The 15,098-nt window shown below is 65.7% G+C and carries 10 protein-coding genes and 2 pseudogenes; 5 read left to right on the forward strand and 7 right to left on the reverse strand.

What is annotated here, in order from left to right; all coding sequences use genetic code 11:
* Window positions 1-40 precede the first annotated feature (40 nt).
* On the reverse strand, window positions 41-604 hold the full coding sequence (gene ddpX, locus HWX62_RS10565; protein ID WP_175928646.1) for a D-alanyl-D-alanine dipeptidase: 564 nt from the start codon (window positions 602-604) through the stop codon (window positions 41-43).
* A gap of 17 nt (window positions 605-621) precedes the next feature.
* Entirely contained in the window at window positions 622-1,503 is an 882-nt protein-coding gene (locus HWX62_RS10570) for a MurR/RpiR family transcriptional regulator (protein WP_175928645.1), read from the reverse strand.
* Window positions 1,504-1,987: 484 nt separating this feature from the next.
* Here HWX62_RS10570 and HWX62_RS10575 point away from each other — a divergent pair, with 484 nt between their 5' ends.
* From HWX62_RS10575 to HWX62_RS10595, 5 genes and pseudogenes are all read left to right on the forward strand, one after another.
* Complete coding sequence (locus HWX62_RS10575; RefSeq protein ID WP_244136020.1) at window positions 1,988-3,550, forward strand: glycosyl hydrolase family 18 protein; 1,563 nt, start codon at window positions 1,988-1,990, stop codon at window positions 3,548-3,550.
* 47 nt (window positions 3,551-3,597) lie between these two features.
* Window positions 3,598-4,959: a lytic polysaccharide monooxygenase gene (locus HWX62_RS10580; protein ID WP_175928644.1), complete on the forward strand. Its 1,362-nt coding sequence runs from the start codon at window positions 3,598-3,600 to the stop codon at window positions 4,957-4,959.
* An 89-nt stretch (window positions 4,960-5,048) separates the two neighbouring features.
* A complete protein-coding gene (locus HWX62_RS33055; protein ID WP_244136021.1) occupies window positions 5,049-5,480 on the forward strand; it encodes a hypothetical protein in 432 nt (143 codons plus the stop codon).
* A 312-nt stretch (window positions 5,481-5,792) separates the two neighbouring features.
* Window positions 5,793-7,049, forward strand: a complete 1,257-nt coding sequence (locus HWX62_RS10590; RefSeq protein ID WP_175928643.1) for an oxalate decarboxylase family bicupin — start codon at window positions 5,793-5,795, stop codon at window positions 7,047-7,049.
* Window positions 7,050-7,144: 95 nt separating this feature from the next.
* Window positions 7,145-8,450: pseudogene (locus HWX62_RS10595) on the forward strand (Nramp family divalent metal transporter).
* 18 nt (window positions 8,451-8,468) lie between these two features.
* Here the strand turns inward: HWX62_RS10595 and HWX62_RS10600 are convergent.
* The 5 genes and pseudogenes from HWX62_RS10600 to HWX62_RS10620 form a co-directional block, all read right to left on the reverse strand.
* Window positions 8,469-9,722 carry a hypothetical protein gene (locus HWX62_RS10600; protein WP_175928641.1) on the reverse strand — a complete coding sequence of 418 codons (1,254 nt, stop codon included), beginning with the start codon at window positions 9,720-9,722 and terminating at the stop codon, window positions 8,469-8,471.
* A gap of 109 nt (window positions 9,723-9,831) precedes the next feature.
* Window positions 9,832-11,421 (reverse strand): ABC transporter substrate-binding protein, encoded by a 1,590-nt coding sequence (locus tag HWX62_RS10605; protein WP_175928640.1) that lies wholly within the window; start codon window positions 11,419-11,421, stop codon window positions 9,832-9,834.
* 136 nt (window positions 11,422-11,557) lie between these two features.
* Complete coding sequence (locus tag HWX62_RS10610; RefSeq protein ID WP_175928639.1) at window positions 11,558-11,893, reverse strand: sugar ABC transporter ATPase; 336 nt, start codon at window positions 11,891-11,893, stop codon at window positions 11,558-11,560.
* 297 nt (window positions 11,894-12,190) lie between these two features.
* Window positions 12,191-12,502: pseudogene (locus tag HWX62_RS10615) on the reverse strand (EmrB/QacA family drug resistance transporter); the annotation flags it as partial.
* 122 nt (window positions 12,503-12,624) lie between these two features.
* Window positions 12,625-14,949 carry an FdhF/YdeP family oxidoreductase gene (locus HWX62_RS10620; RefSeq protein ID WP_175985132.1) on the reverse strand — a complete coding sequence of 775 codons (2,325 nt, stop codon included), beginning with the start codon at window positions 14,947-14,949 and terminating at the stop codon, window positions 12,625-12,627.
* Window positions 14,950-15,098: the final 149 nt, after the last annotated feature.

Below are 15,098 nucleotides of genomic sequence, written 5' to 3' on the forward strand. Positions count from 1 at the left end.
TGAACGTGAACCTGCATGAAAAAGGAGGCGTGCATCGTCGTTACATCAGGCGCCACGGGCCGCTCGCCGCGTTGTCGATCTGCGGCAGCGCACGCGAGCCGGGCAGTTCGTAGTGCCACCATTCGCTGTCGATGTGCGCGAAGCCTGCCGCATGCATCACGCCGAGCAGCAGCAGGCGATTGCGTTGCACCTGCTCGGGCAATCCCGCGTGAAAATGGCCCGACGCGGCCACCATCTCGTCGAAGCCCGTGCCCATGTCGAGCGGCTCGCCGTTCGCGCCGACGAGCGTCAGGTCGAGCGCGGTGCCGCGGCTGTGATTCGAGCCGCGGCCGAGATCGGCGACGAAGTTCGGATCGGGCAGGAAATCCCACAGCACCTGCTGCGCCTGCGGCGGCCGGTATGCGTCGTAGATGCGCAGCGTGAAGCCGGCTTGCGCGGCCACGTCGACTGCGCGCCGCAATGCGGCTTCGGCCGGCTCGAGCAGCAGGCAGTGTGCGCGCCGGTAAATCGGCTTGCCGGTCAGGTTGCGGTCGGTCGCGTAGACGAGATCGATGTCGACGCGGTGCGTGGCGGGCGTGATTTCGACGAGGCGGTGATCGTTCATCGGCGGGGCGGGCTCGCTCAGGATTCGAATTGATCGAACGTGCGCTGCAATTCGCGGTTGCGCGCGACGCGCCGGTCGATCGCGGGGCCGAGGCGATCGACCACGGCCGTGATCAGCAGGTTGAACAGGCAGGTGAGCGGCGCGAGCGAATCCCAGAACTGGCCGACGTCGGTCTTCACCTGCAGCAGGTCGGCCGGCCATTCGCGCGCCCACGGGCAATACAGATCGGTGACCAGCGCGAACGGCTGTCCGAGCTCGGCCGCCGCCTGGCAATAGCGGCGCGCGCTGCGCGAATACGCGCGCGTATCGGTGACGATGCAGTACGGCCGCTCGAATTCGGAGTTCAGCGAATCGACGTACGAGCCCGACTGTCCGTCGGAATAGAACACGCGCGGGCGCAGGTATTCGAGGTAGCTGCTGAATGCATTGCTGATGCCGCGCGTCGACTGGATGCCGAGGATGAACACGGCGTCGGCATGCGCGATCCGGTCGGCCACCTGCGCGAACACCGGGCCTTCGGCGAGGCGGTACACGTGGCGGATCGCGTCGAGCTCGCGCTCGAGCGACGACACGAGCGTGCCGTCGCTGCCGTTGCCGTTGCGTTCGGCCGGCTGCGCGCCGGCGACGCGGCGGTATTCGTCGAGCCGGTCCGTGATCATCCACGGGCGATCGGCGCCGCCGCGCAGTTCGCGCTTCAGGTCGTCGAGATTGCGGTAGCCGACGCTGCGCAGGAAACGCCCGACCGAGATGCCGCTCGTGCCGGCCTGCTGCGCGATCTGGTCGGCCGTCTCGAGCCCGAGCCGGTCGAGGTTCGCGAGCATGTAGCTCGCGATGCGCTTGGCCGTCGGCGTCAGCTCGGCATAGCGGGATTCGACGGTACGGGCGAACGCGCAGGTCATCGGCTGTTAGATCGTTGTCGTTTGATAACGGAATGTCATCCATCTAACAAAACCAATAAAAACGGCACCAGATAAAAAAAACTATGCGGGCGCTGTCGTGAATAGCTTTTTCCGTGTCGCGTCGGGGAGGGCGCGGCGGCGGCCTCGACATCTTCTACCCGACACGGCGGCCGGTAGGCGCCCGGCCCCCGATCGTGGCCAGCCGCGGCTTTTCATGCGATTGATTGCGCGGATCGAAACGGCAATCAATTTTATTCAGGGATTAAAAAAACAGTGGGATCGTTTTATTTTTAAATGGAGTTAATTGTTGACTTGGTGGATGGGGGTGTTTTGATTTTTGTCAATAAAATTGATTTGCCGGGTTTGTTTTTATTTTCACCTGGATTGTATCGGTGGATTGTGTGCGCATAATGCGGCGTCGTTATGAGATTCGAATTATTTGTCCTGCTGACGGGGCGGATAAGTGACGGACGGATTGCCTGCCGTGAATCCGCCGCCAGGGAGTGCGCAGCGATGCAGTCGGGCAGGTGCCCCATGGCGTCGTCGGGGCGCGCATTGCGCGCACGTCGGTTGTATGACACACGAGAAGGAGCAGGTGCTCATGCTGAATCCAGGAGTCGTTCAACAGTTGCGACGGGCGTCGGTGGACGATGCGTCCGCGATGCCGGACCTGTCGGGCAGGAAGATCCTGATGGGGTTCTGGCACAACTGGCCGTCCGATGCGGGGCAAGGGTATCAGGGCGGCCGGTTCGCGGAGATCCCGCTGACGGATATCCCGGAAGCGTACAACGTCGTGGCGGTCGCCTTCATGAAAGGGCACGGCATCCCGACTTTCCGTCCGTACAACCTGTCGGACGAGGCGTTTCGCCGGCAGGTGGGCGTGCTCAATGCGCAACAGCGCGCGGTGCTGATTTCGCTCGGCGGCGCGGACGCGCATATCGAGCTTCATGCCGGGCAGGAGGAGCCGCTCGCATACGAGATCATCCGCCTCGTCGAAACCTACGGCTTCGACGGACTCGATATCGACCTCGAGCAGTCGGCGATTACGCTGGCGGACAACCGGACGGTAATCCCGGCCGCGCTTAAAATGGTCCGTGAGCATTATGAGAAGGAAGGCCGGCATTTCATTATTTCCATGGCGCCCGAGTTTCCGTATTTGCGGGAAAATGGGGCTTATCTCGCCTACCTGAATGCACTCGATGGTTACTACGATTTTATCGCGCCGCAGTATTACAACCAGGGCGGCGACGGCATCTGGGTGGAGGGCGTCGGTTATCTGACGCAAAACGACGACGCGCGTAAAGAGGACTTTCTCTACTACCTCACCGAAAGCATCGTATCGGGCACGCGCGGCTTCGCCCGGATTGCGCACGACCGGTTCGCGATCGGCCTGCCCAGTAATCCTGACGCCGCGGCCACCGGCTACGTGATCGACGCGCAGGCGGCGATCGGTGCGCTGAAGCGGCTCGACGACGCGCGTCTGCCGATTCGCGGATTGATGACCTGGTCGGCGAGCTGGGACGACGGCGTGGACAAGAACGGCCGGCGCTACAACTGGGAATTCGCGCGTCGCTACGGCTTCCTGACGGGCGGCGGCGGGCCGGGCGAGCGGCCCGCCGCGCCGACCGGCCTGCATTCGCCGAGCCAGACGCAGCACAGCGTGTCGCTTGCCTGGCAGGCCGCATCGGGCCCGCAGCCGATCGTTCGCTATACGGTTTACCGGAACGACGACCGGATCGCCGACACGACGACGCGATCGTATGTCGACACCGGGCTGCAGGCCGGCGCCACATATCGGTATCAGGTCAGCGCGACCGATGCCCGCGGCGAGATGTCCGAGCGCAGCGAAGCCGTGACGGTGACGACCGAATCCGGCTCGGGCCCGGGCGAATTTCCGTCCTGGCAGGAGGACGCGTGGTATGACCGCGGCGATGGCGTGACCTACGAACGCGTCCGCTACATCTGCATCCAGGAACACACGTCGAACCGGTTCTGGCTGCCGCCTCTCGCCGACATGCTTTGGCTGGCGCAGCCGGTCACGCGATGATGCGTGCGGTTCCGCTCGCCTACGCCAACTCAACGGAGCATCACGATATGGCCAACGTTCGCAGCAAGCAAGTGCGTCATGGGCATGTGTTTTCCCCCGAGTCGCGCGCGATGTTCGCGTACCTCGACGGAAAACTGAGTTACTACGATGTGAACAGTCTCGAAGCCGGGAAGTTCTTTCCGGCTGCGGCGGCCGGTCTGCCCGATCCGGTCATTTCCTCGGACGTCGTCAACAACCTGCCGCCGGCCGACGGCCAGCTCGCGAGCGGCGGCTTCCCGGCCGCGCTGTTTCTCGACGAGCCCGGCACGCACTGGCGAAAGCATCCGGCCAGCCCCGGCGACGTGATCCCGTTTTCATGGGATTATTCGGCGCGCCATGCGGCGCGACGCTGGAACTACTTCATCACGAAGCGGAACTGGGATCCGCAGCGCAAGCTGAGCCGCGACCAGTTCGAAGCCGAGCCGTTCCACCGGGTGGAGTATCTGCTGGAGCCGTATTGGGAGCACGAGGACGGCTTGTGGCCGCCTGCGCCCACCACGCACGAGGTGGTGCTGCCGGAACGGGAGGGCTACCACGTCGTTCTGGCCGTGTGGGAAGTGGCCAACACGGGCAATGCGTTCTACCAGGTCGTCGATTTCGAGTTTAGCGCTGGCGGCGGCCCGCGCCCGACGCCGCCGCGGGATCTGCAGGCCGGTGAAATCACGACGTTGTCGATCGAGTTGAACTGGCTGCCTTCGAGCAGTGCGCTGCCGCTCGACTTTTACTCGGTCTATCGCGACGATCGCCTTCTCGTCAAGGTCGACGCCGGAACGACACGCTTTGTCGACCGGCCGCTCGATCCCGATACCGCGTACGCGTACCACGTTCGCGCCACCGACATCGACGGTACGCAGTCGAGCCCGAGCGACAGCATCACCATTCGCACGTTCGGCGACGGCGAACCGCATCCGCCGAAGGCGCCGACGCACCTGCATTCGATGGGAGAAACCGCGCAGTCGGTGCATCTGATGTGGGGCGAGTCCACCGGCAGTCATCCGATCAAGCTGTATCGCGTGTATCGCAACGGCGTGCCGGTCGGCGAGACCGTACCGCCGAGGCTCGAGTTCGTCGATACGGGTCTCGCGGCCAGCACGGAGTATCGCTACTTCGTCGCGGCCGTGGATTCGCGCGACTGGCTTTCGCTGCCGAGCAACGTGCTGATCGCGCGCACACAGGGAGATACCGGCATCCGACCGGCGTGGGAATCCGGCGTGGCGTATTCGACCGGGGACGAGGTCAGTTACCAGGGCAGCGCATACCGGTGCCTGCAGCCGCATACGTCCAACCCGGCATGGACGCCGGTCGAGACGATCAACGTGCTCTGGGTCGAGATCGTGCAGCGTACGGCCTCCGCGAATCCGGTGCGCTGACGTCCGGCTGACACGTCGTCGAGACGCGTGCGCGGCGTTGCGCCGGGCGCACGCGTCAGCGGACCCCACATCCGCATGAGAAAAGTGTGATGGCAGGGCTCGACGACGAATGTCGGGCCCGATATCGCTGGGTCGATTATTCGGGCTCCAAAGTTTCGGCGCCTGTTCTCATTGCGACCGAGTGCACGCACCATGCGATGCGACCCCGTCGAGGCGGCGCGTTGAACAAGGCCAAGCTCGCGATGGCGATGCACGGCAAGCGCAAGCACTATGCAATGCGCGACATTATGCGCCGGCACTTTACTGCGATGGCCGAATATTGCCTGCTTGGCGATATCGCTACACCGATCGTCGAACGACTCGTTGCGATGACGCCGCACGCGATCGAATCGGTCGGCAGCGGCCGGCCGGTTTCCGGTGAGGATCGCCGAACGCATCCTGGGCGGATTGCGCTTCGCCGCGCAGCGACTGACCGAAATGCTGCGGGAGTGACCCGGTCCCGGTCTGCGGCGGGCAGGTGAAAGCCGGAGCATCGGCATTTCCCGTTCCGGCTTACGCGATAAGAAACCCGGGGTCGATGACGGTTGCTCGCAATTACGCGGTGCGCATATCGATTTCTTCCTGTCGGCACTCGTCGCTCCTGCTGCATCGCAATAATTACAAAAATTAAAGTCGATCAGATTAAATCATGAATTCAGGTTAATAATTCATTTAATTTTCATGTGATTTTGGATTTAACTTGCGTCACGGGATGTCTGATTTTCGGTGATTCGAAAAAACGGCAAGTATTCCGTAATGGAAATTCTCTCGATTGCACGAATGAAGAGGAAATCATGACGAATCTTTCTCGACGCAAAATGCTGGCGAGCACGGCCGGCGCCATCGCTGCCGCGGGCATCGCGGTCTCGGCCACGGCCGCCTCGTTCGGTAATCCGGACAGCCCGCCGGAAGGCGCGGTGAATGCGCGCAACCGCCAGAGCCTGACCGATCCGGGGCCTAAAAATCCGGCGATCGCCAATCAATTCCCGTCTTTTCAGGATCCGCCGGCCACCGATATCAACGGGATGCCGTTATTCTGGGCGTCTTTCAATAATGCACATAAACGCATTCAGAATGGCGGATGGGCTCGCGAGGTGACGCAGGACGATTTTGCGATTTCCGAAACCATTTCCGGCGTCAATATGCGGCTGACGCGCGGCGGCATTCGCGAGATGCACTGGCACCAGCAGGCCGAGTGGGCGATCATGCTCGACGGTCGCTGCCGGATCACGGTGCTCGACGAACTCGGGCGGCCGTCGGTGCAGGACGTCAAGACCGGCGATCTCTGGTATTTCCCGCCCGGCCTGCCGCATTCGCTGCAGGGCCTCGGCAGCGACGGCGCCGAATTCCTGCTCGCATTCGATAACGGCCGCGCATCGGAATTCAACACGCTATTGCTGACCGACTGGATCGCGCATACGCCGCCCGACGTGCTCGCGCTCAACTTCGGCGTGCCGGCCGACGCGTTCAGGAACGTGCCGCTCGACAACCTGTGGATCTTCCAGGGCGACGAGCCGGGCCCGCTCGCGGCGGCGCAGCGCGCGTCGGCCGCGTCGGCCGGTGCGCCGCCGCATCCGTTCGTCTTTTCGCTCGGCGACATGAAGCCGGTCAGGAAGACGCGCGGCGGCGAGGTGCGGATCGCGGACAGCACTAACTTCACCGTATCGACGACCGTCGCGGCGGCGCTCGTCACCGTGCACCCGGGCGGCATGCGCGAGCTGCACTGGCACCCGAACGCCGACGAATGGCAGTACTACCTGCAGGGCGAGGCGCGCATGACGGTGTTCGACACGGGGCCGAAGGCGCAGACGGCCGACTTCCGCGCGGGCGACGTCGGCTATGTGAAGAAGAGCCTCGGGCACTACGTGCAGAACACCGGCCAGACCGATCTCGTGTTCCTCGAGATCTTCAAGACCGACCGTTATGCGGAGGTGTCGTTGTCAGACTGGCTCGCGCACACGCCGCCGAAGCTCGTCGAAGCGCACCTGAACGTCGCGCCGGACGTGATCGCGCAGTTTCCGCGCAATCGTCCCGACGTCGTGCCGCTGTAACGCCGCCTGCGTCCTGCCGTGGCCGGCGGGCGGCATGCCGGCCGTGGCGGGGCGCAATCCCGAACAGCCGTCCTCATTCGAACGGAATACTGACCATGATTCCCGTCCCGAGCAAACCCGCCGGCGGCTTCGCGCTGCCGGGCCGGTCCGCCGAGCATACCGACGGCGCGGCGCGCGCCGCGCTGGAAGGGCGCCGCACCGGCGTCGCCGCGTTGCTGCCGTTCGTCGGCCCGGCCGTGATCGCGTCGATCGGCTACATGGACCCCGGCAACTTCGCGACCAATATCCAGGCCGGCGCCGCGTACGGCTACCGGCTGCTGTGGGTCGTGCTGGCCGCGAACGCGATCGCGGCTGTTCCAGGCGATGTCGGCGAAGCTCGGCATCGTGACCGGCCGCAATCTCGCCGAACTGTGCCGCGACCGTTTTCCCGCGCCGGTCGTGTGGGGCATGTGGATCGCGTCGGAGATCGCCGCGATGGCGACCGATCTCGCCGAATTCCTCGGCGGCGCGCTCGCGTTCGGATTGTTGTGCCACCTGCCGCTGTTCGCGGGGATGATCGCGACCGCGTTCGCGACCTGCGCGATCCTCGCCCTCGAAAAGCGCGGCTTCCGGCCGCTGGAAGCCGCGATCGCGGCGCTGGTCGGCGTGATCGGCGCGTGCTATCTCGGCGAACTGCTGATCGCGCCGCAGGACTGGCACGCGGCCGCGTTCCATCTGGTGGTTCCGCAGATTCCGGATCATGCGGCGCTGACGATCGCGGTCGGGATCATCGGCGCGACGATCATGCCGCACACGCTGTATCTGCATTCGGGCCTCACGCAGGATCGCACCGCGCCGCGCGACGACGCCGAGCGGCGGCGGCTCGTGCGTTTCTCGAACCGCGAAGTCGTGGCCGCGCTCGGGCTCGCGGGGTTCGTGAATCTCGCGATGGTGATGATGGCGTCCTCGGCGTTTCACATGACCGCGCCGGGCATGACCGACATCGGCGACGCCTATCACACGCTGATTCCGGTGCTCGGGCCGGCGGCCGGCGCGCTGTTTCTCGTCGCGCTGCTGACCTCGGGCGTGTCGAGCTCGGTGGTCGGCACGATGGCCGGGCAGGTCGTGATGCAGGGCTTTATTCACCGTCGCATGTCGATCTGGGTGCGGCGCGCGGTGACGATCGCGCCCGCGTTCGCGGTGGTCGCGCTCGGCTGCGACGTCACGCGGGCGATGGTGGCGAGCCAGGTCGTGCTGAGTTTCGTACTTCCAATGCCGATGATCGCGCTGCTGATGCTGTCGGCGCGCACCGACGTGATGGGCGCTTACGCGATGCGGATGCCGCTGCGGATCGTCGCCGGCGCGGCGACGGTCATGATCGTCGGGCTGAATGCGTACCTGGTATGGGCCGCATTCAATTGAACGGGGGCGGGCCGGTGCTTACTGCTGCATGTCCGGCGCTTCGCGCAGCCGCCAGATCGCGTTGCACTGCTGGCCGCCGAGGCTCGTCGCGCGCAGCGTGATGACGGCGCCGGCAGCCACCCGGTACCAGAAATGCGCCATCAGTTCGGTGCCCTTGCGCTGCGCGTGGCCGTCGACCAGCACCTCGCACAGCAGCGGCGACGGCGAGCCGGACGGGTGCGTGACGTAGACGTTCAGCCGGGCGATGTCGCGCGTCGCGGTGAACACGATTTCGTGGTTTCCGCTGCCGACGAGCATCGTGCCGCCCGGCTCGTCGATTGCCTGCAGATAGGCACCCGCGCTTGCCTCGATCGCGGCGGACGCCACGGTCAGCCCGGCCGATTGCACGTAATCCGCGGCCGCGATGCGTGCGGCGACCGCGTCGGACGGGGCCGGCGTGCCGTCCGACAGCGCGAACGGCCTGCCGTCGCGCAGCGCGACGTCGGTATGGTTCGCGTAGTAGCGCCACCGGTCGAGGAAGCGGATGTCGCCGGTCATGTGCAGCGCGCGGATCGGCTCGCCGTGGTACCGGAGCGTCGTCTTGCCGCTGTCCGCATCGAACGATTCGTGAATCCCGTACTTGCTGACGAAGTTCTGGACCGGGTCGAGCAGCGCCGTTTCGCCTCGCGCGCTCCACAGGTGCAGGAACGTCGTATCGATGCCGAAGCATTCCTGGAAATCGGTGCCGATGCGGGCGATGCAGTCGCGCAGGTGGTCGGCATAACGCGCCCATGCGTCGGCGGTCCCGGCGACGAGCCCGGCCTGCAGCGCACCGCCGTGGCGCGCGTTGACTTCGTCGACGACGAGGCGCCAGTGCTCGTCGCGCCGCTCGCCGATCAGCGGCGTGACGACGAACGTGCAGAACAGCGGGTCGGGGCACACGTGGAGCCGGTCGTCGCCGATCTGCGAGAACAGGTCGAACTGCGGCGCGCAGAACCAGATGTCCGCGTCGTACAGCGCGAGCTTGCGGATCTGCGGATGGCGCGCGCAATAGTCGGCGGCCTCGATGAAGCGGCCGACCGGCAGCGCGTAGGCGGCCGACGCGTCGATCACGTCGACCGACTGGCTCGCGAGAATCTGCCGCTTGCGTTCGGACAGCCCGTAGCCGATCACCGCGATGCGCCCGTCGTAGCCCGCGTGCCGCAGCGACAGCAGGAACGGCACGAGCATTTCGTACCACGCGCGGTTGTTGTCGTTGATCGCCACGCAGACCGCGTGCTCGCTCGAATGCATGTTGGTGTCCCGTTACGTGTGCCCGGCGCGGTACCCGCGCGATGCCGGCTATTGTAGATCGCCACCGCGGCCGCACGGCCCGGCGCCGGCCGCGGCGGCGTGGCCGCGCTTACTTCGCGAGCGTCCGGTACGACACGAGGTCGTTGATCGGCCCGATTTCCGGTCCGGTCGCGCCGGGGCGCGTGGCGACCTGCACGACCTTCTCGAACATGATGATGAACGGCGAATTCGCGAGCACGGCCTTCTGCAGCGCTTCGTAACGCTGCGCGCGCTTCGCGGGCGACGGCTCGACCAGCGCGGCCTCGGTGTCCTTCGTCAGTTGCGGAATGTCCCAGCCGTTGCGCCATGCGAGCATCTTGGTCGGCGACTGGTCCGAGTTGTCCGGATTCCACGCGAACCCGCGCGCGTTGCTGTTCGGGTCCATGTAGTCGGGCGACCATTCGCCGACGAAGATGTCGTGCTGGCGCGCGCGGTACTTGCCGATCGCCTGCTTCGCGTCGCCCGGGATCAGCTTCACGCGGATGCCGCCCTGCGCGAAATTCGCCTGCAGCGCCTGCGCGATCTCGAGGTACGGATAGTCGTTCGGCATGTCCATCGTCACGTCGAAGCCGTTCGGCAAGCCGGCCTTCGCGAGCAGCGCCTTCGCCTTCGCGACGTCCTGCCTGTACGGTCGCGCGTTGGACGCGCCGAGAAAGCCCTCGGGCAGGAAGGTCTGATGCACCTTGTAGGTCGTGCTGACGATGTTGCGCTGGATGCCGTCGTAATCGACGAGCCACTTCATCGCCTGCTGCACCTCGGGCTTCGCGAGGTTCGGGTTCTTCGTGTTCAGGCTCAGGTACAGCAGGGCCGATACCGGCCACGACGCGACCTTGATCTTGCCGGCCTTCGACAGCGCGGCGAGGCTGTCGGGGCTCAGGTTGCGCGCGGCGTCGGCGTCGCCGTTCTCCAGCAGCAGCCGTTGCGCGGACGCTTCCGGCACGTGGCGCAGCACCACGCGCTTCATCGGGTACGGCGTGCGGTATTTGTCGAAACGCTGCAGCACGATGGTCTCGTTCGGCGTCCACTTGACGAGCTGGTACGGGCCCGAGCCCGCGTCGTTGGTGCGCAGCCAGCCGCTGCCGAAATCGTTGCCTTGCTGGTGCGACAGCAGCAGCTTCTTGTCGAAGACCGATGCCGGGCACGCGCTCAGCACGTTGAGCACGAAGCTCGGCGCGTATTTGCGGTCGGTTTCGAGCACGACGGTTTGCGGATCGACCACGCGCACTTTCTGCATCACGTTCGCCTTCGTGAGGCCGAGATCGGCGAGTACGCCGGCCGGCCCCTTGTCGAGCAGGATGGTGCGCTGCAGCGACCACGCGACGTCGTCGGCGGTCACCGGGTTGCCGGAATGGAACGTGAGGCCGGGGCGCAGCTTGAACGTGTAGGTCATGCCGTCGGCGCCGACCGTCCACGATTGCGCGATCTGTCCGTCGAAGCGCGTCGGGTCCTTCAGGTCGACGCGCACCAGCCGCTCGTAGGTGTTCGCGACGTATTCGGACGGCACCAGCTCGTAGATCCCGCTCGGGTCGAGGGTCGTGAATTCGCCGAGTTGCGTGGCGACGACGAAGATGCCGGGCGGCGTGGCAGCCTGCGCCGGCAGCGCCGGAACAAGCGCGACGAGCGCGGCGCTGACGAACAGCCGGGACAGCAGGTGCTTCATGCGGGCTCCGTTGAAAGGGAATCGTGGGTGCGATTCTCTCATCGACGGCCGCCCGGATGAAAATATTCGGCGGGCGCGCCGGCGGGTTGGCGCGCACGAGCGAGCCGGGCGGGCGCCCGGCATCGGCAGGTTCGGATCAGATCGCGCAGCGCGCGACCGCGAAGCGCATCGCTTCCTCGGCCGGCTCGTTGCCCGAGCCGCGCACGACCTTGATCACCGAGCCGTTGCCCGATGGCGTCAGCGTGACGAAGTACGAATTCGAGCCGACGGAGATATCCGTCACGCCGTTGTGCTGCGATTGTTCGGTGCCCGACAGGCGGCTGTCGAGGCAGTTTGCGACCGCATAGGCCGGACGTTGCGACGACACGTAGATCATCGGTGCGGTACCCGAGCTCGCCGAGTCGGACGAGGAGGGAGCGGAACCGCAGGCGGCGAGCAGGGCGGCGGGAAGGAGCAGCAGGAATCGTTTCATGGTCGGTCGTCGGGTGTCTCGTATCGAGGCTGGGGCGCGGGGTAGCGAAACGCGAAGCTTCGCGACGAAACCGCCCGGAATCGGGCCGCTTTTGACGGACGACGAGACGGCGGGCGGCTGACGACGGAGTATACCCGCAGCATTTGACGCCGTTGGCGCGTTGAAACGATTCGATACAACAAGCGCCCGCTGCCGCACAAGCGCTTGTTTTCTCATCGTCGCCATCGTCGTCGTTGCGGCCCGATCGCCCGGTCGTCGCGATGCCGGTGCGCGGTCCGGCGATGCCGGGAATGCGGATCAATGCGCGCCGGCTGCCGCCGCGTCGGCATCGCCGCCGCCCGAACGCGCCGGTTTCGTGATCCAGATGAGCGGGATGATCGCGACGAAGATGATCGCCGACACGTAGAAGATGTCGTTCAGGCCCATCACGGCCGCTTGCGGATCGACCGACGCATTGAAGAACGCGAGCGTCGAATCGGGGCTCAGGTGCAGCAGCGAACGGGTCGTGTCGAGCTGCTGCGTGAAGACCGGATTGGTGACGCTCGCCTGTTCGATGAGCCGCACGTGGTGCAGGATCGTGCGGTCGTTCCACGCATTGCCGATCAGCGAGACGAGGCTGATCGCGAGCGTCAGCACGAGCTGCGGCAGGATGGTCGGCAGCAGCGAGCCGTTCCAGACGAGCAGCATCCGCACCAGTGCTCGCGCGGACGAACGATCATCGCCGTACCCCGTCAGGCGGCGATCGACGCCGGCGCGGCCGCGCGATGCAGCAGCACGGGCACCGATTTCGACGTCGGCGTGTTGCACACGTCGCCGACGCTGTCGAGCGGCACGAGCGGGTTGGTTTCCGGGTAGTACGCGCCGATGCAGCCGCGCGGAATGTCGTATTCGACGAGCAGGAAGCCGTTCGCGCGGCGCTCGATGCCGTCGTGCCACACGGTTTCCATGTCGACCCATTCGCCGGCCTTCAGGCCGAGCATCGCAAGGTCGTCGCGGTTGACGAACACCACGCGGCGCTGCCCGAACACGCCGCGGTAGCGGTCGTCGAGCCCGTAGACGGTCGTGTTGTACTGGTCGTGCGAGCGCGTCGTCATCAGCGTCATCAGCCGTTCGCCGTGCAGCGCGCGGGCGCGCTGGATCGGCGTGTCGGTCGGCAGTGCGTGCGCGATGAAGTTCGCCTTGCCCGTCGGCGTCAGCCATTCTCGGTCGCGCGAGGCCACGCGCAGGTGAAAGCCGCCCGGCCGCGCGATGCGCGTGTTGTAGTCGTAGAAGCCGTCGAGCGTCGCCTCGATCGCATCGCGGATCTTCGCGTAGTCGTCCTTGTACGCGAGCCAGTCGATCTTGTCGCTGCCGAACAGCGCATGCGCCATGTGCGCGACGATCGCGGGTTCCGACATCAGGTTCGGCGACGCCGGCTTGTTCATCCCGTACGATACGTGGACCATGCTCATCGAATCCTCGACCGTCACGCCTTGCGCGACGTTGTCCTGCAGGTCGATCTCGGTGCGGCCGAGCGTCGGCAGGATCAGCGCGTCGCGGCCGTGGATCAGATGGCTGCGGTTCAGCTTGGTCGCGATGTGCACGGACAGTTCGCAGCGCCGCATGCCTGCCCACGTGCGCGGCGTGTCGGGCGTCGCCATCGCGAAGTTGCCGCCGAGGCCGATCAGCACCTTCACGCGGCCGTCGAGCATCGCTTCGATCGTCTCGACGACGTCGTAGCCGTGATGGCGCGGCGGTTCGAAATCGAATACGTGGCCGAGCCGGTCGAGGAACGCCTGCGACGGTTTTTCCTCGATGCCGACCGTGCGGTTGCCCTGCACGTTCGAATGGCCGCGCACCGGGCACAGGCCGGCGCCCGGGCGGCCGATGTTGCCGCGCATCAGCATCAGGTTGGTCAGCATCTGCACCGTGGCGACCGAATGCTTGTGCTGCGTGATGCCCATGCCCCACGTCGCGATCACGCGTTCGCTGCGTGCGTAGAGCCGCGCGAGCGCGTCGATCTGCTCGTACGGCACGCCGCTTTCGGCCGTCAGCGCGGACCAGCTTTCGGCGCGCAGATCGTCGGCGAACGCGTCGAAGCCGGCCGTGTGCCCGTCGATGAACGCGGTGTCGAGCACACGCGGCGCACCGCCGGCGCGCGCGGCGTCGTCGAGTTCGAGCACGCGCTTGGCCATCCCCTTGATCAGCGCGAAATCGCCGCCGATGGTCGGCTGGATGAATGTCGATGCGATCTTCGTGCCCGACATCGTCAGCATCTCGAGCGGGCTCTGCGGATCGGCGAAGCGCTCGAGGCCGCGCTCTTTCAGCGGATTGATCGACACGATCGTCGCGCCGCGCTTCGCGCATTCGCGCAGTTCGCCCATCATTCGCGGGTGGTTGGTCGCGGGGTTCTGGCCGAAGATCAGCAGCGTGTCCGCATGCTCGAAATCGTCGAGCGTGACGGTGCCCTTGCCGACGCCGACCGACGCCGGCAGCCCGCGGCTCGTCGCCTCGTGGCACATGTTCGAGCAGTCGGGGAAGTTGTTCGTGCCGTACAGGCGCACGAACAACTGGTAAAGGAACGCCGCTTCGTTGCTGGCGCGGCCCGACGTGTAGAACGCGGCCTGATTCGGGTCGGGCAGCGCGCGCAGGTGGCGCGCGATCAGTTCGAACGCGTCGTCCCATGCGATCGGCACGTAGCGATCGGTCCGCGCGTCGTACACCATCGGGTCGGTGAGCCGGCCGTGCTGTTCGAGCTCGAAATCCGACTGTTCGAGCAGTTCGGTCACCGTGTGCGCGGCGAAGAATTCGGGCGTCACGCGCTTGCTCGTCGCTTCCGCGGCCACGGCCTTCACGCCGTTCTCGCAGAATTCGAACGTCGACGCGTGCTGCCGGTCGGGCCACGCACAGCCCGGGCAGTCGAAACCGTCCGGCTGGTTCTGGCGCAGCAGCGTGCGGTAGTTGCCGCCGGCGACCTTTTCCTTGATCAGGTTGATCGTGACGGCTTTCAGCGCGCCCCAGCCGGCGGCCGGGTGGGTGTACGGTTCGATGCGCGCGGTGGCGGATTTCTTTTTCATGATGCGGGTGTCGGGGGCGATGCGTGCACAGTACGCGCGGCCCCCGTCGCGCTGTGTGTACACCTCTTCACTTCAAAAAAGAGTACAGTTTCGGCCATTCATCCAGTGCGGATCGCAACTGTGTTGCTGAAGGGAAGTTGAAAGGGAGG

The organism is Burkholderia sp. BCC0506, assembly GCF_902833145.1.
Lineage (GTDB): Bacteria > Pseudomonadota > Gammaproteobacteria > Burkholderiales > Burkholderiaceae > Burkholderia.

Coding starts and splice junctions, on each gene's coding strand:
- HWX62_RS10600 (WP_175928641.1), bottom strand. CDS start 9,722: ATGCATTCGAGCGAGCACGCGGTCTGCGTGGCGATCAACGACAACAAC.
- ddpX (WP_175928646.1), bottom strand. CDS start 604: ATGAACGATCACCGCCTCGTCGAAATCACGCCCGCCACGCACCGCGTC.
- HWX62_RS33055 (WP_244136021.1), top strand. CDS start 5,049: ATGGCAGGGCTCGACGACGAATGTCGGGCCCGATATCGCTGGGTCGAT.
- HWX62_RS10590 (WP_175928643.1), top strand. CDS start 5,793: ATGACGAATCTTTCTCGACGCAAAATGCTGGCGAGCACGGCCGGCGCC.
- HWX62_RS10580 (WP_175928644.1), top strand. CDS start 3,598: ATGGCCAACGTTCGCAGCAAGCAAGTGCGTCATGGGCATGTGTTTTCC.
- HWX62_RS10620 (WP_175985132.1), bottom strand. CDS start 14,949: ATGAAAAAGAAATCCGCCACCGCGCGCATCGAACCGTACACCCACCCG.
- HWX62_RS10570 (WP_175928645.1), bottom strand. CDS start 1,503: ATGACCTGCGCGTTCGCCCGTACCGTCGAATCCCGCTATGCCGAGCTG.
- HWX62_RS10605 (WP_175928640.1), bottom strand. CDS start 11,421: ATGAAGCACCTGCTGTCCCGGCTGTTCGTCAGCGCCGCGCTCGTCGCG.
- HWX62_RS10610 (WP_175928639.1), bottom strand. CDS start 11,893: ATGAAACGATTCCTGCTGCTCCTTCCCGCCGCCCTGCTCGCCGCCTGC.